Origin of the sequence: Burkholderia singularis (assembly GCF_001718875.1) — a bacterium.
GTDB lineage: Bacteria > Pseudomonadota > Gammaproteobacteria > Burkholderiales > Burkholderiaceae > Burkholderia > Burkholderia singularis.
Genome location: NZ_CP013448.1, coordinates 197,747 through 220,110, shown reverse-complemented (window position 1 = coordinate 220,110; position 22,364 = coordinate 197,747). Strand labels below are relative to the sequence as shown.

The 22,364-nt window shown below is 65.0% G+C and carries 21 protein-coding genes and 1 pseudogene; 7 read left to right on the top strand and 15 right to left on the bottom strand.

Translation table 11 applies throughout. The features are described 5' to 3' along the window. The 3 genes from gatB to AQ611_RS01030 all read left to right on the top strand — a co-directional run bounded on the left by gatB (nt 1) and on the right by AQ611_RS01030 (nt 3,205). Nucleotides 1-1,473 (top strand): Asp-tRNA(Asn)/Glu-tRNA(Gln) amidotransferase subunit GatB, encoded by a 1,473-nt coding sequence (gatB, locus tag AQ611_RS01040; protein ID WP_069233511.1) that lies wholly within the window; start codon nt 1-3, stop codon nt 1,471-1,473. 80 nt (nt 1,474-1,553) lie between these two features. Continuing rightward, entirely contained in the window at nt 1,554-2,393 is an 840-nt protein-coding gene (locus tag AQ611_RS01035; RefSeq protein ID WP_069233510.1) for a PPK2 family polyphosphate kinase, read from the top strand. A 41-nt stretch (nt 2,394-2,434) separates the two neighbouring features. Next, nucleotides 2,435-3,205 (top strand): exodeoxyribonuclease III, encoded by a 771-nt coding sequence (locus tag AQ611_RS01030; RefSeq protein ID WP_069233509.1) that lies wholly within the window; start codon nt 2,435-2,437, stop codon nt 3,203-3,205. A gap of 172 nt (nt 3,206-3,377) precedes the next feature. Here the strand turns inward: AQ611_RS01030 and AQ611_RS01025 are convergent, their stop codons facing one another. Next, nucleotides 3,378-4,442, bottom strand: coding sequence for an NAD(P)-dependent alcohol dehydrogenase (locus tag AQ611_RS01025; protein ID WP_069233508.1), 1,065 nt, complete (start codon nt 4,440-4,442; stop codon nt 3,378-3,380). A gap of 483 nt (nt 4,443-4,925) precedes the next feature. Here AQ611_RS01025 and AQ611_RS01020 point away from each other — a divergent pair, with 483 nt between their 5' ends. Beyond that, entirely contained in the window at nt 4,926-5,873 is a 948-nt protein-coding gene (locus AQ611_RS01020; protein WP_069233507.1) for an AraC family transcriptional regulator, read from the top strand. An 84-nt stretch (nt 5,874-5,957) separates the two neighbouring features. Here AQ611_RS01020 and AQ611_RS01015 read toward each other — a convergent pair whose 3' ends face one another. The 7 genes from AQ611_RS01015 to argB form a co-directional block, all read right to left on the bottom strand. After that, nucleotides 5,958-7,007 carry a M48 family metallopeptidase gene (locus AQ611_RS01015; protein ID WP_069233506.1) on the bottom strand — a complete coding sequence of 350 codons (1,050 nt, stop codon included), beginning with the start codon at nt 7,005-7,007 and terminating at the stop codon, nt 5,958-5,960. Beyond that, a complete protein-coding gene (locus tag AQ611_RS01010) occupies nt 6,997-8,307 on the bottom strand; it encodes an AmpG family muropeptide MFS transporter (protein ID WP_059517243.1) in 1,311 nt (436 codons plus the stop codon). Before AQ611_RS01010 ends, AQ611_RS01015 begins: the two co-directional genes overlap by 11 nt. Before the next feature lie 21 nt (nt 8,308-8,328). After that, a complete protein-coding gene (metW, locus tag AQ611_RS01005) occupies nt 8,329-8,943 on the bottom strand; it encodes a methionine biosynthesis protein MetW (RefSeq protein WP_059517245.1) in 615 nt (204 codons plus the stop codon). Beyond that, the gene (gene metX / locus AQ611_RS01000; protein ID WP_059517247.1) at nt 8,940-10,085 is read right to left on the bottom strand and encodes a homoserine O-succinyltransferase MetX; all 1,146 of its coding nucleotides are present in this window, start codon (nt 10,083-10,085) and stop codon (nt 8,940-8,942) included. Before metX ends, metW begins: the two co-directional genes overlap by 4 nt. 352 nt (nt 10,086-10,437) lie before the next feature. Continuing rightward, on the bottom strand, nt 10,438-11,136 hold the full coding sequence (slmA, locus tag AQ611_RS00990; protein ID WP_059517249.1) for a nucleoid occlusion factor SlmA: 699 nt from the start codon (nt 11,134-11,136) through the stop codon (nt 10,438-10,440). Then, entirely contained in the window at nt 11,103-11,924 is an 822-nt protein-coding gene (locus AQ611_RS00985; protein ID WP_083237194.1) for an HAD-IA family hydrolase, read from the bottom strand. The genes slmA and AQ611_RS00985 overlap by 34 nt, the downstream gene beginning before the upstream one ends. Then, complete coding sequence (argB, locus tag AQ611_RS00980; RefSeq protein WP_059517251.1) at nt 11,921-12,820, bottom strand: acetylglutamate kinase; 900 nt, start codon at nt 12,818-12,820, stop codon at nt 11,921-11,923. The genes AQ611_RS00985 and argB overlap by 4 nt, the downstream gene beginning before the upstream one ends. A gap of 373 nt (nt 12,821-13,193) precedes the next feature. Between argB and AQ611_RS00970 the strand changes: the two genes are divergently transcribed. From AQ611_RS00970 to AQ611_RS00960, 3 genes are all read left to right on the top strand, one after another. Further along, on the top strand, nt 13,194-13,427 hold the full coding sequence (locus AQ611_RS00970; protein WP_069233503.1) for a cysteine-rich CWC family protein: 234 nt from the start codon (nt 13,194-13,196) through the stop codon (nt 13,425-13,427). 20 nt (nt 13,428-13,447) lie between these two features. Further along, nucleotides 13,448-14,788 carry an ATP-binding protein gene (locus AQ611_RS00965; protein ID WP_069233502.1) on the top strand — a complete coding sequence of 447 codons (1,341 nt, stop codon included), beginning with the start codon at nt 13,448-13,450 and terminating at the stop codon, nt 14,786-14,788. A gap of 84 nt (nt 14,789-14,872) precedes the next feature. Beyond that, nucleotides 14,873-15,415, top strand: a complete 543-nt coding sequence (locus tag AQ611_RS00960) for a response regulator transcription factor (RefSeq protein ID WP_059517258.1) — start codon at nt 14,873-14,875, stop codon at nt 15,413-15,415. Between the two features lie 335 nt (nt 15,416-15,750). Here the strand turns inward: AQ611_RS00960 and hslU are convergent, their stop codons facing one another. The 7 genes and pseudogenes from hslU to xerC form a co-directional block, all read right to left on the bottom strand. Then, on the bottom strand, nt 15,751-17,094 hold the full coding sequence (hslU, locus tag AQ611_RS00955; RefSeq protein WP_059517262.1) for an ATP-dependent protease ATPase subunit HslU: 1,344 nt from the start codon (nt 17,092-17,094) through the stop codon (nt 15,751-15,753). A 9-nt stretch (nt 17,095-17,103) separates the two neighbouring features. Beyond that, nucleotides 17,104-17,640, bottom strand: a complete 537-nt coding sequence (hslV, locus tag AQ611_RS00950) for an ATP-dependent protease subunit HslV (protein WP_059517264.1) — start codon at nt 17,638-17,640, stop codon at nt 17,104-17,106. Between the two features lie 305 nt (nt 17,641-17,945). Further along, the gene (dksA, locus tag AQ611_RS00945) at nt 17,946-18,362 is read right to left on the bottom strand and encodes an RNA polymerase-binding protein DksA (RefSeq protein WP_006024133.1); all 417 of its coding nucleotides are present in this window, start codon (nt 18,360-18,362) and stop codon (nt 17,946-17,948) included. A 53-nt stretch (nt 18,363-18,415) separates the two neighbouring features. Continuing rightward, nucleotides 18,416-18,737, bottom strand: a pseudogene (locus AQ611_RS26685) (hypothetical protein). 12 nt (nt 18,738-18,749) lie between these two features. After that, a complete protein-coding gene (locus tag AQ611_RS00940) occupies nt 18,750-19,823 on the bottom strand; it encodes a CobW family GTP-binding protein (protein WP_059517266.1) in 1,074 nt (357 codons plus the stop codon). Between the two features lie 162 nt (nt 19,824-19,985). Continuing rightward, a complete protein-coding gene (locus AQ611_RS00935; protein WP_069233501.1) occupies nt 19,986-21,350 on the bottom strand; it encodes a class I SAM-dependent rRNA methyltransferase in 1,365 nt (454 codons plus the stop codon). Between the two features lie 66 nt (nt 21,351-21,416). Next, a complete protein-coding gene (gene xerC / locus AQ611_RS00930) occupies nt 21,417-22,337 on the bottom strand; it encodes a tyrosine recombinase XerC (protein WP_059517268.1) in 921 nt (306 codons plus the stop codon). Nucleotides 22,338-22,364 lie beyond the last annotated feature (27 nt).

The window sequence follows — 22,364 nt, the reverse complement described above, 5'->3', positions numbered from 1 at the left end:
ATGACGCAATGGGAAGTCGTTATCGGTTTGGAGACGCACGCGCAACTGTCGACCGTCTCGAAGATTTTCTCCGGCGCGCCGACGCAGTTCGGCGCGGCGCCCAACACGCAGGCGTGCGCAGTCGATCTCGCGCTGCCGGGCGTGCTGCCTGTCGCGAACCGCGGCGCGGTGGAGCGGGCGATCCGCTTCGGTCTGGCGATCGGCGCGACGATCGCGCCGCGCAGCATCTTCGCGCGCAAGAATTATTTCTACCCCGATCTGCCGAAGGGCTATCAAATCAGCCAGTACGAGATTCCCGTCGTCCAGGGCGGGCAGATCACGATTCAGGTGAGCGCGAATGAAAAGGCCGGCCAGCAGGCGTATGCGAAGACGATCAATCTGACGCGCGCGCACCTCGAGGAGGACGCCGGCAAGTCGTTGCACGAGGATTTCGCGGGAATGACGGGCATCGATCTGAACCGCGCGGGCACGCCGCTGCTCGAGATCGTCACCGAGCCCGAGATGCGCAGCGCGGCCGAGGCGGTTGCGTATGCGAAGGCGCTGCATGCGCTTGTCGTATGGCTCGGCATCTGCGACGGCAACATGCAGGAAGGCTCGTTTCGCTGCGACGCGAACGTATCGGTGCGGCCGCTCGGCCAGGAAAAGTTCGGCACGCGTGCCGAAATCAAGAATCTGAATTCGTTCCGCTTCCTCGAAGAGGCGATCAACTACGAAGTGCGCCGCCAGATCGAGCTGATCGAGGACGGCGGCGAGGTCGTGCAGGAAACGCGCCTATACGACCCGGACAAACGCGAGACGCGCTCGATGCGCAGCAAGGAAGACGCGCACGATTACCGCTATTTCCCCGATCCGGACCTGATGCCGCTCGTGATCGGCGCGGACTGGATCGAGCGCGTGAAAGGCGAGATGCCCGAATTGCCCGCCGCGATGCAGCAGCGCTTCGTCGATCAGTACGGCCTGACGTCGTATGACGCGAGCGTGCTGACGTCGAGCAAGGCAATGGCTGTCTACTTCGAGGCCGTGGTCGCGAAGGCCGGCGCCGCGCAGGCGAAGACGGCCGCGAACTGGCTGATGGGCGACGTATCGTCGCAGCTCAACCGCGACGGCATCGACATCGACGCGAGCCCGGTGTCGGCCGCGCAACTCGCGCTGCTGTTGCAGCGGATCGCCGACGGCACGATCTCGAACAAGATCGCGAAGGAAATCTTCGTGACGATCTGGGACGAGAAGGCAACCGACGAAGCCGCGGCCGACCGCATCATCGACGCAAAGGGCCTGAAGCAGATCTCCGACACCGGCGCGCTCGAAGCGATCATCGACGAGGTGCTTGCCGCGAACGCGAAATCGGTCGACGAGTACCGCGCGGGCAAGGAGAAGGCGTTCAACGCGCTCATCGGCCAGGCCATGAAGGCGACGAAGGGCAAGGCGAACCCGCAGCAGGTCAACGAGCTGCTGAAGAAGAAACTCGGCTGAGCAGGCGCGGCGGTGCCGGCGCGCCCGGCACCGCCGCGCCTGCGATTGGCCGATTCCCGCATCGATTCCAGGAGGTGCCGATGGCCAAGCAGCCGTCGCTCGACGATTACCGCGTGCCGTACCACACGCGCGAAAAGGAGGCCGCCGCATTCGCGCTCGATGCGTTCGATCCGGCCGTCAAGCCGTTCTCGGCGGGCTCGAAGGAGGCCGATCGCGAGCGGCTGTCGACGGTGTCGCTCGAGCTTGACGCGCAGCAGGAGCGTCTGCATACGCAAAACCGCAAGCGCATGCTGCTGGTGCTGCAAGGTATGGATACGAGCGGCAAGGACGGCACCGTGCGCGCGGTGTTTCGCGAAGTCGATCCGCTCGGCTTGCGCGTCGTGTCGTTCAAGGCGCCGACGCCCGTCGAGCTTGCGCACGATTTTCTTTGGCGCGTGCATGCGCAGGCGCCCGCGGCGGGCGAGCTGGTGATCTTCAACCGCAGCCATTACGAGGACGTGCTCGTGCCGCGCGTGCTCGGCGCGATCGACCGGGACGAATGCGAGCGGCGCTACCGGCGAATTCGCCAATTCGAGGAGATGCTGGTCGAATCGGGCACGACGATCGTCAAGTGCTTCCTGCACATCTCGAAGGACGAGCAGCGCAGCCGGCTGCAAGCGCGTATCGACGATCCGACCAAGCATTGGAAGTTCGACGTGTCCGATCTCGAGGCGCGCAAGCATTGGGATGCATACCAGGCCGCGTATCGCGACGCGCTCGCCGCGACGTCCGCCGAGCACGCGCCGTGGTACGTGATCCCGGCCGATTCGAAAACGCATCGCAACGTGATGATCGCCGAGTTGCTGTTGCGCGCCCTGACCGGCATGAAGCTCGACTATCCGCCCGCGAAGCCGGAACTCGCGGGCGTCAAGATCCAATAAGCCGCAACGGAAAACGCATTTACTGGACGGAATCCATCATCATGCTGCGTGTCATTACCGCGAATCTGAACGGCATCCGATCGGCCGCGAAAAAAGGTTTCTTCGATTGGCTCGGCGAGCAGAGCGCCGATTGCGTCTGCGTGCAGGAAATCAAGGTGTCGGCGGACGATCTGCCCGCCGAATTCGTCGAGCCGCATGGCTTCAAAAGCTACTTTCACCACGCTCAGAAAAAAGGCTACAGTGGCGCGGGGCTCTATTCGCGCCACGAGCCCGATGACGTGATCGTCGGTTACGGCAGCAGCGAATTCGACGCGGAGGGCCGTTACGTCGAGGCGCGGTTCGGCAAGCTGTCGGTGGTGTCGGTGTACGTGCCGTCCGGCTCGAGCGGCGACGAGCGTCAGCAGGCGAAATACCGCTTCATGAACGAATTCATGCCGCATCTGGTCGAGCTGAAGAAAAAGCGCGAAGTGATCCTGTGCGGCGACGTGAACATCGTCCACAAGGAAATCGACATCAAGAACTGGAAGAGTAACCAGAAGAATTCCGGATGCCTGCCCGAAGAGCGCGCGTGGCTGACCGCGCTGTTCGACGATGTGGGCTACGTCGACGTGTTCCGCACGCTCGATCCTCGGCCCGAGCAATACACGTGGTGGAGCAATCGCGGCAATGCGTATGCAAACAACGTCGGGTGGCGGATCGATTATCAGATCGCGACGCCGGGCGTGGCGAGCACCGCGAAACGGACGTCGATCTTTCGCGACATCAAGTTCAGCGACCATGCGCCGCTGACGGTCGACTACGACTACAAGTGAGCGGACTGCGCGCCTGGCGCGCGCGGTCCGAGCGATGCGCGGCTGCGTAGTTCGCCAATGTTTTGGCGGATTCGAGAGATCCGATCGCTTCCCATCCGAACCCGCCCTTGGGCCGGCGAATCGGCCAAGGGCGTATCCGGTGCGCGGCCGTGGCCGCCTGCCGCGGCTGCTGTCAGGCGGCGAGCTTCGGTTTCAGCGACGCAATGTCGATCACGAAGCGATACTTGACGTCGCTCGTCAGCATCCGCTCATAGGCAGCATTGATCTGCTGCATCGAAATGATTTCGATATCCGACGTGATGCCGTGCTGCGCGCAGAAATCGAGCATTTCCTGCGTCTCGGCGATGCCGCCGATCAGCGAGCCCGCCAGGCGGCGGCGCTTGAAGATCAGGTTGAACACCTGCGGCGACGGATGGTCGTGCTCCGGCGCGCCGACGAGCGTCATCGTGCCGTCACGCTTGAGCAGGTGCAGGAACGGATTCAAGTCGTGCTGCGCGGCAACCGTGTTCAGGATGAAATCGAAGCTGTTCAGGTGCGTGTTCATCTGCGCGGCGTCCTTCGAGATCACCACCTCGTGCGCGCCGAGCCGCTTGCCGTCGTCGATCTTGGACGGCGATGTCGTGAACAGCACGACGTGCGCACCCATCGCGCGCGCGAGCTTTACGCCCATATGGCCGAGGCCGCCGAGCCCGACGATGCCGACTTTCCTGCCCGGCCCCGCGCCCCATTGGCGCAGCGGCGAGTAGGTCGTGATTCCCGCGCACAGCAACGGCGCGGCGCTGGCTGGATCGAGTGTGTCGGGCACGCGCAGCACGAACGCCTCGTCGACGACGATTTGCGTCGAATAGCCGCCGAACGTGACGTCGCCCGTCACGCGGTCCTGGCCGTTATAGGTGCCGACGAAGCCGTTTTCGCAATATTGCTCGAGCCCTTCGGCGCAGCTTGCGCACGTGCGGCACGAATCGACGAGACAGCCCACGCCGACCAGCTCGCCCGCCTTGAAGCGCGTGACGTGCGGGCCCACGGCCGTCACGCGGCCGACGATCTCATGCCCCGGCACGACCGGGTAGATACTGTTTTTCCATTCGTTGCGGGCTTGATGGAGATCGGAGTGGCAGACGCCGCAATAGAGGATGTCGATCTGCACGTCGAGATCGCGCAGCGCGCGGCGCTGGAATTCGAACGGTGCGAGCGGCGTGGTGGCGCTCGACGCCGCATAAGCGTAAGTCGTGCTCATAGAAGCTCCTCAGTGTCGACCGGCGCAGGAGGTTTGGCCCCTGTTCCGGTCATAGGTAAAACAGTCAGTCGATCCGGGCGACGGCTGAAGCCATTGCCCTGGGTAAAGGCCATCAAGGGGAGCGGGCGCTTTACCGCTCCGTCGCCGCCATCCCGGTTCCGGCGAAGCAATCGGCTGAAGTCGACGCTTCGGCAGCGATGCCGGCCGGAACAAACGCTTGAATTCCTGCGCTGATCCGATACTGCGCACGCTGAACCGATCATGTCCGGCCGGCCGAAAAGACGGGCGCAGCGCGTGGCGCAGCGCACGCATGCGGCGATGCGGCGGCACGGGTGCACATCGTAAGCACGCACCCAAGCCGGCGGAATACCTGAAGGTCCGCAATGCTTGCCTATTTCTCTTGAATTGCGCCGCGTGCAGCGCGCCGACGCGGTTCCGATGCTAGATTGCAAGCCTGATTCTCTTGTGTGCGCATCTTGTTCAATGAGCTTCGAACCCCTTTTAGACGACGCCGGGGCGCGTGTGCAGCGCCGCATGGTCGAGTTGCTCGGCCGCCTCGCTCCCAATGAAGGCTCGACGCATGCCGCTGTCGAAGGCGTGCGCTTCATTCGCGCGAATCGGCCGGTGCCCAGGGTGCCGGTGCTGTACGAGCCGAGCATCGTCGTCGTGTGTCAGGGCCGCAAGCGCGGCTATCTGGGTGAGGAGACCTTCGCTTATGACGCGCAGCAGTACTTGGTGCTGTCAGTGCCGATGCCGTTCGAATGCGAAACCTACGCCACGTGCGCCGAGCCGTTTCTCGCGATCTCGATCCGCCTCGATCTCGCGATGATCGCCGAGCTTGCGATTTTGCTGAACGAAACGCACGGCGCGGCGGTGAGCGAGCCGCGCGGCATCTATTCGACGCCGCTCGACATGCCGCTCGCCGACGCGGTGCTGCGTTTGCTCGAAGCGCTGGCGTCGCCGCTCGATACGCGCGTGTTGGGGCCGTCGATCATGCGTGAGATCGGCTATCGCGTGCTGACGGGCGCGCAAGGCGACGCGATTCGCGCGGCGCTTGCACAGCAGCATCAATTTGGGCGGGTTGCCAAGGCACTGAGGCGGATTCACGCCGATCTGAGCGGCGATCTCGACGTCGGGACGCTCGCGAGCGAGGCGGGCATGAGCATTGCCGCGTTTCATGCGCAGTTCAAAAGCGTGACGGCGACATCGCCGATGCAGTACGTGAAGACGACGCGGCTGCATCACGCACGGCTGATGATGGTACAGGACGGATTGAGCGCGGGCGCGGCGGCGGCGCGTGTCGGTTATGCGAGCGCGTCGCAGTTCAGTCGCGAGTTCAAGCGTTTGTTCGGGCGCAGCCCGAGTGACGAAATCCGCTGGATGCAACTGCCGGCGATCCAGCCGGCTGCCGGACTCGACGCGGCGGGGTGACGCACGCATGCGCACGCCGGGCGGCAGCGAGCGGGGAATTCCAACCACAACGAACGGCCACAACGAACGGCCGCGCACCCGACTTCAGCGCCCCGCTGCCGCCTCACGTGCCTTCGTATTGTCCGCCGCGCCGGTTTTCGCGGCGTCCGCACGCTTCGCGCTCGTCTTGTCGAGCGCTTTCTTGTAGAGCGGCATCAGATCGGCAAGCCGCTTGCGCAGATCGTTCCGGCGCCGCGCATCGTAGGGGTGCGCATAGATGAAGCCGTTGTCCGGGTCGCCGCGGGTCGCGGCGGCGAGCTTGTCCCACAGCGGCAGCGCCGCGCGTGGATCGAAGCCCGCACGCGCGGCGATGTCGCCGCCGATCACGTCGGCCTCGGTTTCATCGGTCGGATCGTAGCGGACCGACGCGAATCGCTCGATGGAGCCGATCGGTTCGGGCGCCGGTTCGGACAGCCCGAACAACTGCGGCAGCCGCGTCGCGCCGAATGGCGTGGCCTGCTGCTCGCCAAGGCTCGCGCGCGCATGCTCACGCAGCGCGTGCGCGATCTCGTGCGCGAACAGCACGCCGAGTTCGTCGTCGGCAAGGCGCAGCTTGTCGAACAGCGCGCTGTCGACGAGCACCTTGCCGCCCGGCAGGCAGAACGCCCGGATCTTGTCTGAACGCAGCACCGCGACTTCCCAGTTCCAGCCCTTCACGCGCTCGTTCCATTTGACCGCATAAGGCGCGAGCCGCGTGACGATCATGCGCAACCGCTTCACGCGCGGATTGTTCGGCGGCAGCAGCCGGTTGCGCTGGGAGGCGTCTTGAATGGTTTGCCGGAATTCGGTGTCGGTCAGTTGCTCGAGGAGCGGCGACGGAATCAGGCTGCGAAACGTGAGCGCGTTGCCGTAGCGCACTTGCGGCTCGGCGTGGCCATATCGCCACGCACCGTTTGCGGCAGCCGTCGCGACCGATGCAGGCGCGCTGGCCGTCGGCTGCGCGCCGGGCGCCGAAGGCGCCGCCGGAGCGGCTCCGTCGGCGATGACGGCCGTTTCGGCCGCGCATGGCCGAATGCCGGCCGGCCCGATTGCGCCGAACGCGACCCCGCCCGCGACCGTCAGCGCGAGCCGGGCGGCGTGCCGCCTAGCCGGCACGGGCGGCCTCGTCGCGGGTGGCGTTGCCCCACGGTGCGATTTTGAAGAGCAGCAGCATGCCGGGAATGCCGAGCGCGGTGCAAACGAGAAAGTAGTCGAACCAGCCGATCTGCGACACGATGAAGCCGCTCGATGCCGATGCCAGCGTGCGCGGCACCGACGCGAGACTCGTGAACAGCGCGAACTGCGTTGCCGTATAGCGCGGATCGGTGGTGCTCGCGATGTAGGCGGTGAACGCGGCGAGCGTGAGGCCCGTCGAGAACGTCTCGAAGCCATAGATGAGCGCCATCAGCGCAGGCTGCGGGCCCGCCTTTGCGAGCCACGCGAAGCCGAGCGTCGAGACGAGCTGCACGATGCCGAAGATCCACAGCCCGCGCGCGATGCCGATCTTCACGAGCCAGATGCCGCCGATAATGCCGCCCGCGAGGCTCGCCCACAGCGCGGTGGTTTTCGCGATCACGCCGATTTGCGTCTTATTGAAGCCGAGGTCGAGGAAGAACGATGTCGACAGCGTGGTTGCCATCGTGTCGCCGAGCTTGTAGAGGAAGATGAATCCGAGCACGAGGAGCGCGCCGCGCCAGCCGTCCCGGCTGATGAATTCGCGAAACGGCAGGATCACCGCATCCGTCAAACTTTTCGGCGGCGTGCCGCGGACTTCGGGCTCGCGCACGACGAGCGTCATCAGGATGCCGGGCAGCATGAATGCGCCGGTGATCGCGAACACGACATTCCAAGGCAGGTGGTCGGACAGGATCAGCGACAGCGAGCCTGGCACCAGCGCGGCGATCTTGTATGCGTTCACGTGCACCGCGTTGCCGAGGCCCTGCTCGGTGTCGCGCAGCAACTCGCGGCGATACGCGTCGATCACGATGTCGGCGCTTGCGCCGAAGAATGCGACGAGTGTCGTCAGCGCGGCCACCGTCCAGATCGAATCGCGCGGCGATACGAAGCCGAGCGCCGCGATCGCGAGCGCGACCAGCAGTTGCGTGACGAGCATCCAGCCGCGCCGCCGCCCCGGGCGCCAACCCGGCAGGCGCGGAATGAAGCGGTCCATCAGCGGCGCCCACAGGAATTTCCATGTGTAGGGGAACTGAATGAGCGCGAAGAGGCCGATTTCTTTCAGGTTCACGCCTTCCGAGCGCAGCCACGCCTGCACGAGATAGACGAGCGTGAAAAGCGGCAATCCCGACGTGAAGCCGAGAAAGACGCAAATCAGCATGTGTGTGTTCAGATAGGCGCGCCAGCCCGGGTGGTCCTCATGGGCGTTGAGGGCGGGCGCGTCGTGCGGCGGCTTGGTCATCGAGCTACAAAGATGGTCGAACTAGGGTTGTATCCGCTTGACGCGGTAGACTGCAAGACTACCACGCCAGTTCACTCCCCACCGAATCGGCTGCCCTTCGTGCAGCACCGCGCGATCGAGAATCTCGACGCCGACCTCCGGCGCGAGCGCTTCGAAATCCTTGATGGTGAGCACCCGCACGTTCGGCGTGTTATGCCATTGATAAGGCAGCGATTTCGACACCGGCATGCGTCCGCGCAATACCGACAGCCGGTGCGCCCAATAGCCGAAGTTCGGAAACGACACGATGCATTCGCGCCCGACCCGCGCCGTTTCGCGCAGGATCGCGGCCGTTTGATGGATCGTTTGCAGCGTCTGCGACAGGATCGCGAAATCGAAACTATGGTCTCCGAACAGACGCAGCCCATCCTCGAGGTTCTGCTGGATCACGTTGATGCCGTTTTTCATCGACGCCAGCACGCCCGCGTCGTTGATTTCGACGCCGTAGCCCGACACCTCCAGCTCCTCGGTCAGCAGCGACAGCAGCGATCCGTCGCCGCAGCCGAGATCGAGCACGCTCGCGCGCGGCTCGACCCAGCGCGCGATCGTGCGAAAGTCCGGCCGCGCGGACAGCGTATTCAATGCTTGTTGATTCATGCGCCCACCTCGTCGGCAATGCGTTCGTAATAGGCGCGCATCAGGTTGTGATAGCGCGCGTCGTCGAGCAGGAACGCGTCGTGACCGTGCGGCGCGTCGATCTCCGCGTAGGACACCTGCCGGCGGTTGTCGAGCAGCGCCTTCACGATTTCGCGCGAGCGCTCGGGCGCGAAGCGCCAGTCGGTCGTGAAGCTGACGACGAGATATTTCGCCGTCGTATGCGCGAGCGCCGCGGTCAGATCGCCGCCGAACGCCTTGGCCGGATCGAAGTAATCGAGCGCGCGCGTGATCAGCAGATACGTATTTGCATCGAAGTAGTCGGCGAATTTGTCGCCCTGATAGCGCAGGTACGATTCCACCTCGAACTCGACGTCGAAATTGAAGTTGTACGCATCGAGCGCGCCGTCCGCGCGGCGCAGCGCGCGGCCGAATTTTTCGGCCATGTCGTCGTCGGACAGATAGGTGATGTGGCCGATCATCCGCGCGACGCGCAGGCCGCGCTTCGGCTTCACGCCGTGCGCGTAGTAATCGCCGCCGTGGAAATCGGGGTCCGACAGGATCGACGAGCGCGCGACTTCGTTGAACGCGATGTTCTGCGCGGACAGCTTCGGCGTCGACGCGATATCGATGCAGTGCGCGACGCGCTCCGGATACAGCAGGCTCCACGCGAGCGCCTGCATGCCGCCGAGGCTGCCGCCCATCACCGCGGCGAAGCGCTCGATGCCGAACGCATCGGCGACGCGCGCTTGCGCATGCACCCAGTCCTCGACCGTGACGACCGGAAAGCGCGCGCCGTATGGCGTGCCCGTTGCCGGATCGATGCTCATCGGGCCAGTGGAGCCGAAGCACGAGCCGAGATTGTTCACGCCGATCACGAAGAAGCGGTTCGTGTCGAGCGGCTTGCCCGGCCCGACCATGTTGTCCCACCAGCCGATGTTGCGCGGATCGTCCGCGTAGACGCCCGCGACATGGTGCGACGCGTTGAGCGCATGGCAGACGAGCACCGCGTTCGAGCGTGCGGCATTGAGCGTGCCGTAGGTTTCGACCACGAGCTGATAGTTGCCGAGCACGTTGCCGCTTTGCAAGCGCAGCGGTTCGGCGAAATGCAGGGTTTGTGGCGTGACGATGCCGATCGATTCCATTCTTTGCGCCTGATGACTGGGCGGCTAAACGGTGTCCGGCATGCGCGAGAGGCTAGGGAGCGCGGCTGACGACCTCTTTAGCCGCATTTATAGTGAACTGGCGGGAGGCAAAGCCTCTGCCGGTTCGCGCGCCCGCAATCGAGTCAGCAAATCGGCGCGCTTTCCGGGCGTCGCTGCAAGAAGCGCGGCGACGACAAGTCGCGCAAGTATAACGGAAAAAGGCGGCGGCAATGCTCGGCTGAGCGCCTGGCGTGCGTGCCGCCGCCGGCCCGGTTGCGCGCTTCGGCGCCGCGCGACCGGATTTGCCGGATGACAAAGGCGTGACGCGCGTGCACCGCCGTGCGCGTTGCCGCTACTGCAAAATGAGCTGCAATTGCGCGTCGGCGTGCTCGGCGGGCGCCTTCGTGAAACCGCTTTTCGCATAGCGATGCCAGCGGCCGAGCACGTAACTGATCAGCAGGCTCGCGCGCAGCGCCGGGTCGTAGCCGTCGGGCAGCGGCAACGCATGGCCGGCGTGCGCGGCGGGAGCGGCGCTGCCGGTGCGGGCTTCGGCGAGCGCGACGCGCAGGGTTTGCTTGACCGATGCCTCGATGCGCTCGAGCATTTGGTCGATCCGTTCGGCGAGGCGCTCGTCCTCGCCGACGAGCGCCTCGCCCGTCAGCACGCGCGTCATTCCGGGGTTTTTCGCCGCGAAATTGAGCAGCATCAGCGCGATCGAGCGCGCCTGCAGCACGCCGTTCGGCTCGTTCGCGGCGATCTGGTTGATGAGCCCGAAGAATGTTTCCTCGATGAAGGCGATCAGCGCTTCGAACATCTGCGCCTTGCTCGAGAAATGGCGGTAAAGCGCGGCCTCCGAGACGTCGAGGCGCGCGGCGAGCGCGGCGGTCGTGATTTTTTCGCGCTTCGGCGCTTCGAGCATCGACGCGAGCGTCTGCAGGATATGGATGCGGCGCTCGCCCGGCTTCGGACGTGCGCGCGGGCGGTAAGCCGCGGGGTGTTCGCCGTCGGCCGTTGCGGTTACTGCCGGATCTTGCGGGTGAGTCGGCTGCATTTTTGTCGCCCCGATCGAGAACCCAGTCTCAGCGATTTTAGCGAACCAATGCGACGGTCGATATAGTGCGGCCGGCCGTGGCGCGGTAAGTGCCCGGGCAGATGTCCGGTGATCCAGACCGTGCCGATGCCGAGCCGCTTGTAGCGTTTCAGGTGGCCGCGCGTGTCCTCGACGAGGATGGCGTCCGACAGGCGCGCGCGCGCGTCGCGCAGCGCGCGGCGCAGCATGGCCGCGTCCGGTTTCGCGCGCCAGCCGCGGCGATCGCGCATTTGCTCGATCGCGATCACGCGCTCGAACAGCCGTTCGATGCGCAACTCGCGCAGCACGTCGCGCGCATAGGTTTCGGGTGCGTTCGTCAGCACGATCTTGCGGCCGGGCAGCCCGGCGACGAGCCGGGCGAGCCCGCGCTCGGCGCGCACCATCGCCGGCAGATCGGCGAACGTGTGGACGGCTTGCAGAAAATCGGTCAGATCGATCGGATGGTGGCGGGCCAGGCCGATCAGCACCGCGCCGTAGCGGTGCGTGTAATGCTTGCGCAGATGGTCGGCGCGCGCATGCTCGATTTGCAGCGCGTCGACCAGATATTGCGTCATCGCCCTGTTGATCGCCGGGAAGATCGCGTGCGTCGCATGGTGCAGCGTGTTGTCGAGATCGAACAGCCACACCGGGCCGCCCGCGAGCGGCCGGATGCGTCGCGAGCGACGCCCGGACGGCCGCTGCCGGCCGGCAGCCTGTAGGCCGCCGGCCGGCAGCGGCGTGTCGTGAGCAGGCTTGCGGCGCGCGTTCAATGCGAGCGGATCATCGTGCCGAACGGCTGTTCCGTCAGGATTTCGAGCAGCACCGAATGCTCGATCCGGCCGTCGACGATATGGACCGATTTCACGCCGCTCTTCGCCGCGTCGAGCGCTGACGAGATCTTCGGCAGCATCCCGCCCGAGATCGTGCCGTCTTCGAAGAGCGCGTCGATCTCGCGCGCGGACAGATCGGTGAGCAGCTTGCCCTGCTTGTCCATGACGCCGGGGATGTTCGTCATCATCACGAGCTTCTCGGCGTTCAGCACGGTCGCGAGCTTGCCCGCGACGAGATCGGCGTTGATGTTGTACGACAGGCCTTCCTCGTCGAAGCCGATCGGCGAGATCACGGGGATGAACGCGTCGTCCTGCAGCGCCTTCACGACGGCCGGATTGATCGCCTCGACTTCGCCGACCTGGCCGATGTCGACGTATTGACCGGGGTTGTCGCGATCCGGCATCAGCAGCTTGCGCGCGTGGATCAGGCCGCCGTCCTTGCCCGTCAGGCCGACCGCGTGGCCGCCGAAGTGATTGATCAGCATCACGATGTCCTGCTGCACCTCGCCGCCGAGCACCCATTCGACGACTTCCATCGTCTCCTCGTCGGTCACGCGCATGCCTTGGATGAACGTGCCCTGCTTGCCGATCTTGCGCAGCGCATGGTCGATTTGCGGGCCGCCGCCGTGCACGATGACGGGATTGATGCCGACGAGCTTCAGCAGGATCACATCGCGCGCGAAGCCTTGTTTGAGCCGCTCTTCCGTCATGGCGTTGCCGCCGTATTTGATGACCACGGTTTTGCCGTGATAGCGGCGGATGTACGGCAGGGCCTCGGCGAGGATTTCGGCTTTCAGCGTGGGCGAGATCTGCGACAGATCGAGGGGATCGGACATGGCGGCGACTCTGGGTGCGAAGCGGTTGAAACGGCAGGCAGTCGAAACAGGCCGAATTGTACAGGAGTGTCGCAGTGCAACATGCGGTTTTTGGCCGTTCGGCCGAGGTGGTCCGCGTGTGGCCGGAGGGCGTGGATAACGGTGCGCGAACGGTTTTTTCGAGGCGGCGCACATGCATTTTCCGTGTGCGGCGCTTATGCTTGGGAATGACGTGGCGCTTACGCGGTCCGGCGGCGGCATCGGGCGGAGCGTATCCGGCGTTCGGCGTGGCCGGCGGCCGCCGCGTTTGCCGTTGCGTTTGCTGCTGATTTTGCCGGCGTCTCGCCGTGTTTTTTTATTCCACTTTGCCTGACCGACCGATGCCCGTTTAGCGATGACCAAGCCAGCCGCTTCATCCGATCTTGTCAGCAAGCGCTGCCCGCACTGCGGCAGCGCGTTCGACTGCGGCGCGCGCATGCAGCCGTTTGCCTGCTGGTGCGCGGCGATGCCGGCACTGCCGCCCGGCGCTCAGCCCGCGACGGGCGGCCGCTGTCTATGCCCGCAATGCCTTGCCGATCGGCTTGCGCCGCGCGTGTCGTCGGGGGTTGGCGCAACACGCGAAGGCTGAGCGGCGGTTACACTGCGCGGATGCAACGAAGAATCACGACCACCACCGCCAGCGGCCGCGTCAACCTGAGCCATCTGTTCTGGCTGCGCAATCTCGCAATCATCGGTCAACTCGTCACGATTGCCGTCGTTCAGGCTTATTTCGGCGTGCATCTGCCGCTTCCGGCGATGCTGATGGTGATTGCGCTGGAGATCGTCTTCAATGCGCTGACCTGGGTGCGCGTATTGCGTGCGCGCCCAGAGACCAATTTCGAACTGCTCGGCCAGCTCTGGGTCGACCTGGGTGCGTTGTCGGCGCTGTTGTTCCTGTCGGGCGGGACCACCAATCCTTTCGTGTCGCTGTATCTACCGTCGCTCGCGATCGCGGCCGCGGTGCTGCCCTGGCATTTGATGATTTGGCTCGCCGCGTTCGCGGTCGCATGCTATTTGGCGCTCGGCTTCGATTCGGTGCCGCTCAATCTGGACAATCCGGCAAATCTGTTCGACTACTTTCGCGCGGGCATGTGGGTGAACTTCATGGTGAGCGTCGGGCTCATCGCATGGTTCGTCGCGCGCATGTCGAGCGCGCTGCGGCAACGTGACGCGGCGCTCGGCGAGGCGCAGCAGGCACTCTTGCACGACGAGCGGGCGGTCGCGCTCGGCGTGCAGGCGGCGACCGTCGCGCATGAGATGGGCACGCCGCTGTCGACGATCGCGATGCTGACCGAGGAACTGCGCGAGGCCGCCCGCACCGATCCCGGCCTTGCGCGCTACGACGCCGATCTGAAGGTGCTCGAAGAGCAGATGTCGCAGTGCACGTCGGCGCTCGCTCGGCTGCGCAGCCGAGCATCCGAGCGGCCGAACCGCCAGTCGGTTGCCGCATGGCTCGGCACGTTCGTCGAGCATTGGCGGCTGCGCCATCCGCACGTGAGGTTTGAGCAGCTTGGGCCGCAGCCGCGCGGCGTCGTGCTCGACGACACGGTCGCGGTTGGCCAGATCCTGACTATCCTGCTCGACAATGCCGCCCGCGCGAGCCGCGATCGCGTTACGCTGGCGGCGGCGACCGTGCATGACGGCGCGCGCGACGAAATCGTATTCGAGGTGTGCGACAACGGCGCAGGCATTCCGGCCGCGCTGCGCGATGCGCTCGGCTCGATGCCGGTCGACAGCACGCAAGGCGGTCATGGCGTCGGCCTGTACCTTGCGTTTAGCGCCGCGGCGCGCCTGGGCGGCTCGATCGAACTTGCCGATGCGAAGCCGCGTGCGGCGGGCGCGACGCCGGGGCGTTCGGCGGAGGCCGCCTCCGGGCGCGGCACGCGAGCGATCCTGCGCGTGCCGGTCGAGCGCGAGAGCGGCGGCAGCTTGGGCTCGGATGCAGCTTGAGCACGCACGAGCCCAATGGCGCGGGCCGCCTGGCGTGCGGGCCGAATGATGAACGCAAACCGGTGGAAAGATGGAGCAATGTCAATGAGCGACAAGAATTTTCTCGTGATCGACGATAACGAAGTATTCGCCGGCACGCTCGCGCGCGGCCTCGAGCGCCGCGGCTACACGGTGCGGCAGGCGCACGGCAAGGACGATGCGCTCAAGCTCGCCAGCGCGGAGAAATTCCAATTCATCACCGTCGATCTGCATCTCGGTGACGATTCGGGACTGAGCTTGATCGCCCCGTTGTGCGATTTGCAGCCGGACGCGCGGATTCTCGTGCTGACGGGCTACGCGAGCATCGCAACCGCGGTGCAGGCGGTGAAGGACGGCGCGGATAATTATCTTGCGAAGCCCGCGAACGTCGAATCGATTCTCGCCGCGCTGCAGACGAACGCGAGCGAACTGCAAGCCGAGGAGGCGATCGAGAATCCGGTCGTGCTATCGGTCGATCGGCTCGAATGGGAGCACATTCAGCGCGTGCTCGCGGAGAACGGCAACAACATTTCGGCGACCGCGCGTGCGCTCAACATGCATCGGCGCACGCTGCAACGCAAGCTCGCGAAAAAGCCGGTGCGGCAGTGAGCGGCTGCCGGCCGCGTCGGCGTGGCTGGCGTTTCGCTCGGCGGACGCGGTGATGTTTCGCTTGGCGGGCGCGGCGATCGCAGCGGTCCGCCTGGCAGGCGCTGACGAACGGATTGCGGATATTTTCGAGGCAGCGCGATCGAGCCGCCTCGAACGCCGCCGCCGATGCATAACCGGCTCGGTGGCGGCTCATCCGATGGGCGATTTCGGGCGATGAGCGAACCCCGAGATGCGTCTCGGCGAAGCGCGCATCAATGAAAAACGGGCAGCCCTTGGCGGGACTGCCCGTTTTTCATTGATGCGCGGCGTTGCCGGCTGCCGCGATCGTCATGCCGTCACAACACGTAGCGCGACAGATCCTCGTTCTTCGATACCTCTCCGAGCGCGCGATCGACATAAGCCGCATCGATCGTCACTTGCTGACCGGCGTGATTGCCGGCCGAGAAAGACACTTCCTCGAGCAACTTCTCGATCACCGTATAAAGGCGCCGCGCGCCGATATTCTCGGTTTTCTCGTTAACCGCGCAGGCGATCTCGGCAAGCCGCCGGATGCCGTCATCGGCGAATTCGAGCTGCACGTCCTCGGTGGCGAGCAGCGCCTGATACTGCTTGACGAGGCTTGCATCGGTCGCGACCAGAATCGCTTCGAAGTCCTTCACGGACAGCGAATCCAGCTCGACGCGGATCGGAAAACGCCCTTGCAGTTCGGGAATCAGGTCGCTCGGCTTGGCGAGATGGAACGCGCCGCTCGCGATGAACAGGATGTGATCGGTCTTCACCATCCCGTACTTCGTGTTGATCGTCGTGCCTTCGACGAGCGGCAGCAGATCGCGCTGCACGCCCTGCCGCGACACCTCGCCGCCACCGCCTTCGTGGTTGCGCGACGTGATCTTGTCGATCTCGTCGAGAAATACGATGCCGTTCTGCTCGACGTTCTGCACCGCCTTCGTCTTCACTTCCTCATCGTTGAGCATCTTCGCCGCTTCTTCGTCGATCAGCAGCTTCAGCGCTTCCTTGATCTTCAACTTGCGGCGCGTCTTCTTGCCGCCGCCGAGGTTCGAGAACATCGAGCGGATCTGCTCGGTCATCTCTTCCATTCCCGGCGGCGCCATGATGTCCATGCCGAGCGTCGGCTGCTCGATGTCGAGTTCGATTTCCTTGTCGTCGAGCTGCCCTTCGCGCAGGCGTTTGCGAAACGTCTGGCGGGTCGCGTTGTTGTCGTCGTTCGCGTGTTCTGCGCTCGCGCCGAAGCCCACCGCGCGCGGCTGCGGCAGCAGCACGTCGAGAATCCGGTCCTCGGCCTGATCCTGCGCCTTCGAGCGTACCTTGCGCATCTCGAGTTCGCGGGTCTGCTTGACCGAGATCTCGATCAGGTCGCGCACGATGCTGTCGACGTCGCGGCCGACGTAGCCGACTTCGGTGAACTTGGTCGCTTCGATCTTGATGAACGGCGCGTCGGCGAGCTTGGCGAGGCGGCGCGCAATCTCGGTTTTGCCGACGCCCGTTGGCCCGATCATCAGGATGTTCTTCGGCGTGATTTCCTGGCGCAACGGCTCGGCTACTTGCTGGCGGCGCCAGCGATTGCGCAGTGCGACCGCGACAGCCCGCTTCGCCTTATTTTGCCCGATGATGTGCTTGTCGAGTTCCGAAACGATCTCGGCAGGGGTCATGGTGCTCACAGCTTCTCCTTACTCGATGGTCTCGATGACGCGATTGTGGTTCGTATAGATGCACATGTCGCCCGCGATTTCGAGCGCTTTTTCGACGATCTCGCGCGGAGATAGATCGGTGTTCTCCACGAGCGCGCGCGCGGCCGCTTGCGCATAGGCGCCGCCCGAGCCGATCGCGCAGATTCCCTCTTCGGGATCGAGCACGTCACCGTTGCCGGTAATGACGAGCGTCGTGTTCGCGTCGGCCGTGATCAGCATCGCTTCGAGCCGGCGCAGCATCCGGTCGGTGCGCCAGTCCTTCGCAAGCTCGACGGCCGCACGGGTCAGGTTGCCCTGATGCTTTTCGAGCTTCGCCTCGAAACGGTCGAGGAGCGAGAACGCGTCGGCGGTGCCGCCCGCGAAACCGACGAGCACCTGGTCGTTATAGATACGGCGCACTTTGCGCGCACCGCCCTTCATCACGATATTGCCGAGCGTCACCTGGCCGTCGCCGCCGAGCGCAACCTTGCCGCCGCGCCGCACGGAAACGATCGTCGTGCCGTGAAATTGCTCCATCTGTATTCCTTCAGAAAGGCCGGGGGAGGCGGGGCGCCCAGCGCCGCCGCTTGATGTGACGCGCGGCAGGCACCAGCCCCGCGGGCCGGTTCACCGCGCATTGCTCTCACATCTTAGGGCAGGCGCCGCAATATCAAGGGCGGGACGCGAACGAGCCGCGCCGAGCGGCGAAAAAGTATGGGGAAAAGCCGCCAAAAAGGCGGGCACGCGGACGCGTGGCGGGAAAACAAAAGCGCGCGGCAGGCCGCGCGCTTTGCTGTAAAGCGTGTTGGGGGGCGCAAGGCAAGCCTGCGCCGCAGCGGGGGTCAGTCGCCGAACAGTTTCTGCCGCAACTCGCGACGCTCCTGCGCCTCGAGCGAAAGCGTGGCCGTGGGGCGCGCGAGCAGACGCGGAATGCCAATCGGCTCGCCCGTTTCCTCACACCAGCCGTATTCGCCCGATTCGATCCGGGCGAGCGACTGCTGGACCTTCTTGAGAAGCTTGCGCTCGCGGTCGCGTGTACGCAATTCGAGCGCGTGCTCTTCCTCGATCGTCGCGCGATCGGCAGGATCCGGCACGATTACCGTTTCGCGCAGATTCTCGGTCGTCTGGCCCGCGTTGCGGAGAATTTCTGCCTGCAATTGTTCGAGCCGATTTTTGAAGAAGGCGAGCTGGTCCTCATTCATATAATCCTTGTCGCTCATCTTCAGGATTTCGGCTTCGGTCAAGAGTTTCTTCGTCATCTGCTTGCTTCTTCAATGTGCGGCGAACGATAGATATTGCCCGCACTTTGGGATTACCCGCAACAGCCCTTGCAATTCTTTGCCATTCGCTGCGGCGGGGCCGAAAGCCTCCGGATACCGGCGCGCCTCTCGTTCAGGATTCCCCCGTGCGCCGGATTGCGCATTGACCAGCAGGTGAACCGCGCCGCGCTGGCGGGCCCCAGGATCGATCGTTTGCTCCGTGGCCCCGAGCGGGCGAGTATTGTAACTGAATCGCAAGCCACTGCTGTATCGGGTCGATCCCCCGCCGGTCAAGCGGCATCCTGAAAATATAACCCGCAAATCGAGAAAAAGCGATGACGAGCGCGCGGCCCGGCTCACGTGCGCCGCGCGCAAAGCACGCGCGTTTTACGCGAGGCAGGCGTCCAACCCGTCGGTGATCAGATCGCGCGGCAGATCGATGCCGATGAACACCATTTTGTTGGTTTTCTTCTCGGCCGGCAGCCACTTCGCCGCGAGATCGCTGCCCATCATCTGATGCACGCCCTGGAACACCACCTTGCGGTCGACGCCCTTCATATAGAGCACGCCCTTGTAGCGCAGCATCCGCTCGCCATAGATCTGCAGGATGCCGCCGAGGAAATCCTCGAGCTTGTTCGGATCGAACGGACGGTCGCTGCGGTAGACGAACGACTTGATCTTGTCGTCGTGATGCGCGTGGTGGTGGTGATGGCCATGACCATGGCCGTGATCGTGCTCGCAGTGGCCGTGATCGTGGTCGCAATGCGCGTGATCGTGGTCATGATCGTGCGCATGGTCGTGATCGTCCTCCGCGAGGAAATCCGGGTCGATTTCGAGCTTCGCGTTCAGGTTGAAGCCGCGCAGATCGAAGATTTCCTTGATGTCGGCGTCGCCGAAGTTCACCATCTTGACCGTCGCTTTCGGGTTCATGTGCAGCAGCCGGTGCTTGAGCGCCGCGAGCGTCGCATCGTCGACGAGATCCGATTTCGTGATGAACAGGCGGTCGGCGAAGCCCACTTGGCGCTGGACGACCTCGTGCTCGTCGAGCTGCGCGCCGGCATGCTTTGCGTCGACGAGCGTGATGATCGCGTCGAGCAGGAAATCGTCGGCGATCTCGCTGTCGATGAAGAACGTCTGCGCGACGGGGCCGGGGTTTGCAAGCCCGGTGGTTTCGATTACGACGCGCTCGAAATCGAGCTTGCCGTCGCGTTTCTTGGCGGACAGATCGGCGAGCGCGCGGGCCAGGTCGCCGCGAATCGTGCAGCAGATGCAGCCGTTGCTCATCTGGATGATCTGCTCGTTCGAATCCTGCACGAGAATCTCGTTGTCGATGTTTTCTTCGCCGAACTCGTTTTCGATCACGGCGATCTTCATGCCGTGCTGCTCGTTCAGGATGCGCTTGAGCAGGGTCGTTTTGCCGCTGCCGAGAAAGCCGGTGAGGATGGTGACGGGAATGGCCATGTCAGTCGCCTGTGGTTCGTGAAACGGGGTCGAAACTGGGAGGGGCGGCGCGCGATGCGCGCCTGGGTGCCAACTCTTTATTGAAACATACCTGTCAAGCCCCTGCCGCCTATCCGTTCGGGCGGCGGGGGCGCGCTGCGCAGACCGCACAGATCGGGGCGCTCACGCGATTTGCAACAGCAGCCCTTTCAGATACTCGCCTTCGGGGAAGGCGCTGAGGAGCGGATGGTCGACGCCCGCGCCGAGGCGCTTCAGGATCCGCGCGTCGACGCGCGCGTCGGCGGCCGCTCCGGCGACGATTTTCTGGAACAGATCCATGTCGATCGCGCCCGAGCACGAGTAGGTGAACAGCAGGCCGCCCGGGCGCAGCAGCTTGAAGCCGCTCAGGTTGATGTCCTTGTACGCGCGCGCGGCCCGCTCGACGTGCTCGCGCGACGGCGCGAATTTCGGCGGGTCGAGCACGATCAGGTCGAAGCGCTCGCCGTCGTCCGCCAGGCGGCGCAGCGTCTTGAACGCGTCGGCGTCGAGCCATTCGGCGCGCGCGGCGTCAAACCCGTTCGCCGTCACGTTGCGTTGCGCGAGCGCGAGTGCGTCGCCCGACGAGTCGATCGATACCACCCGCTTCGCGCCGCCCGCGAGCGCGGCAAGCGAGAAGCCGCCGGTATAGCAGAAGCAATTCAGCACATCGCGCTCGCGTGCGTATTGCGCAACGAGCGCGCGGTTGTCGCGCTGGTCGACGTAAAAGCCCGTTTTGTGGCCGTGGCGAACGTCGACGTGATAGCGCACGCCGTTCTCGGTCGTGATCAGCGTATCGGGGGGGGCGTCGCCGGCGAGTACGCCGGTTGTCTGCGCGAGCCCTTCCTTTTCGCGGATCGATACGTCCGAGCGCTCGTAGACGTTCGGGCAGCCGGTCGCTGCAACGAGCGCCGCGACGATCGCGTCCTTCCACGCTTCGACGCCCGCCGCCATGAATTGGCAGACGAGCTGGCCACGCGGCGCGCCGGCCTCGGGCCGCGCCGCGCCGGCTGCCGGCGCGTCCGCATGGGCGGGCAGCGCCGGGCGGGCGCCGTGTTCGGCTTCGTGGCTGGCCGCCGTGTGTTGCTGCACAGCCGGCTTTGCCGGGTCTATCGACGAGGTGGGCGCCGCGGCGGCGTCCACGAAGGCGTGCTGGGCGACGTAATAGTCGACGATCAGCCCGGGCAGCCCGTCCGCCTCGCCGAATACGAGCCGCACCGCGCCGGTATCCGAGACGAACGCGCGCCGATGCGCGATCGCGCGCTGCACGCGGCGCTTGAAGAACGCGTGGTCGATCGGTTCGGCTTCGTCGAAACTCCACACGCGCAGCCGGATCTGCGAGTGCGGGCTGTACGCGGCGCGCGCGAGAAAGCGGCCGTCATGCGCGCGCACGACGACCGTCGCGCCTGACGCCGGCTTGCCGTCGACGCGTTCGATCGCGTTCGCATAGACCCACGGATGGCGGCGCAGCAGGGATTTGTCCTTCGACGGCTTGAGCGTAACGGTATGCATGTCGGAATCGAAAAGGCCGCGCTGGACGCGGCGGAAAGGAATTCGGAAAACCAGGCGCGGCGCGTATCAATCGCGTTTTTTCGCCCGCGGATGCGCGCTATCGTAAATCTTCGCGAGATGCTGAAAATCGAGCGACGTATACACCTGCGTCGCCGAAATGCTCGCGTGGCCGAGCAGTTCCTGCACCGCGCGCAGGTCGCCGCTCGATTGCAGCACGTGCGTCGCGAACGAATGGCGCAGCACGTGCGGATGCACGTTTGCCGGAATGCCGGCAGCGAGCGCCGCGCGCTTCACGCGCTCGCGCACGACGCCCGGCGACATCCGGTTGCCGCGCACCGACAAAAAAAGCGGGTGCGGATCGTGCTTGACGAACTCGCCGCGCACCGCGAGCCATGCGTTCAGCGCGTCGATCGCCTTGCGCCCGACAGGCACCTTGCGCTCCTTGCCGCCTTTGCCGCGCACCGTGACTTCCGCCTCGGCGAGATCGAGCCAGCCGTCGGACCGGTGGCCGCCTTCGTTCACGTAGGCGACATCCAGGCCGATCAACTCGGCCAGCCGCAGGCCGGACGAATAGAACAGCTCGAGGATCGCATGGTCGCGCACGCTCTCCGGCGTGCCGGACACCGGCGCATCCATCAGCGTGGCCGTATCGTCGACGGACAGCGCCTTGGGCAGCGTCTTGCCGCGCTTGGGCGCGCGTACCGTCGCGACCGGGTTCGCAGGCATTTCTACGCGCTGCGCGAACCAGCGGTAGAACGCGCGCCACGCCGACAGCCGGTGCGAGATCGAGCGCGCGGACAGCCCGCCCGCGTGCGCACGGGCCACGGCGCCGCGCATGTCGACGGCGCTCAGGCTCGCGAGCGGCCGGCCGTTCGCGAGCTTCCTCAGTTCGTCGAGTTCGTGCGTGTACGCACGCAGCGTGTGATCCGACAACTGTCTGACGTGCCGCAGGTTCGACAGGTATGCGGCGATCGGATCGTCGGTCATCGTCGTGCGTGGCGCGCGGTTGCGGGC

What these genes read in the sequence shown, in the direction of transcription:
- gatB (WP_069233511.1), top strand. Translation starts at nt 1, where the DNA reads ATGACGCAATGGGAAGTCGTTATCGGTTTGGAGACGCACGCGCAACTG.
- AQ611_RS01035 (WP_069233510.1), top strand. Translation starts at nt 1,554, where the DNA reads ATGGCCAAGCAGCCGTCGCTCGACGATTACCGCGTGCCGTACCACACG.
- AQ611_RS01030 (WP_069233509.1), top strand. Translation starts at nt 2,435, where the DNA reads ATGCTGCGTGTCATTACCGCGAATCTGAACGGCATCCGATCGGCCGCG.
- AQ611_RS01025 (WP_069233508.1), bottom strand. Translation starts at nt 4,442, where the DNA reads ATGAGCACGACTTACGCTTATGCGGCGTCGAGCGCCACCACGCCGCTC.
- AQ611_RS01020 (WP_069233507.1), top strand. Translation starts at nt 4,926, where the DNA reads ATGAGCTTCGAACCCCTTTTAGACGACGCCGGGGCGCGTGTGCAGCGC.
- AQ611_RS01010 (WP_059517243.1), bottom strand. Translation starts at nt 8,307, where the DNA reads ATGACCAAGCCGCCGCACGACGCGCCCGCCCTCAACGCCCATGAGGAC.
- metW (WP_059517245.1), bottom strand. Translation starts at nt 8,943, where the DNA reads ATGAATCAACAAGCATTGAATACGCTGTCCGCGCGGCCGGACTTTCGC.
- metX (WP_059517247.1), bottom strand. Translation starts at nt 10,085, where the DNA reads ATGGAATCGATCGGCATCGTCACGCCACAAACCCTGCATTTCGCCGAA.
- slmA (WP_059517249.1), bottom strand. Translation starts at nt 11,136, where the DNA reads ATGCAGCCGACTCACCCGCAAGATCCGGCAGTAACCGCAACGGCCGAC.
- argB (WP_059517251.1), bottom strand. Translation starts at nt 12,820, where the DNA reads ATGTCCGATCCCCTCGATCTGTCGCAGATCTCGCCCACGCTGAAAGCC.
- AQ611_RS00970 (WP_069233503.1), top strand. Translation starts at nt 13,194, where the DNA reads ATGACCAAGCCAGCCGCTTCATCCGATCTTGTCAGCAAGCGCTGCCCG.
- AQ611_RS00965 (WP_069233502.1), top strand. Translation starts at nt 13,448, where the DNA reads ATGCAACGAAGAATCACGACCACCACCGCCAGCGGCCGCGTCAACCTG.
- AQ611_RS00960 (WP_059517258.1), top strand. Translation starts at nt 14,873, where the DNA reads ATGAGCGACAAGAATTTTCTCGTGATCGACGATAACGAAGTATTCGCC.
- hslV (WP_059517264.1), bottom strand. Translation starts at nt 17,640, where the DNA reads ATGGAGCAATTTCACGGCACGACGATCGTTTCCGTGCGGCGCGGCGGC.
- dksA (WP_006024133.1), bottom strand. Translation starts at nt 18,362, where the DNA reads ATGACGAAGAAACTCTTGACCGAAGCCGAAATCCTGAAGATGAGCGAC.
- AQ611_RS00940 (WP_059517266.1), bottom strand. Translation starts at nt 19,823, where the DNA reads ATGGCCATTCCCGTCACCATCCTCACCGGCTTTCTCGGCAGCGGCAAA.
- AQ611_RS00935 (WP_069233501.1), bottom strand. Translation starts at nt 21,350, where the DNA reads ATGCATACCGTTACGCTCAAGCCGTCGAAGGACAAATCCCTGCTGCGC.
- xerC (WP_059517268.1), bottom strand. Translation starts at nt 22,337, where the DNA reads ATGACCGACGATCCGATCGCCGCATACCTGTCGAACCTGCGGCACGTC.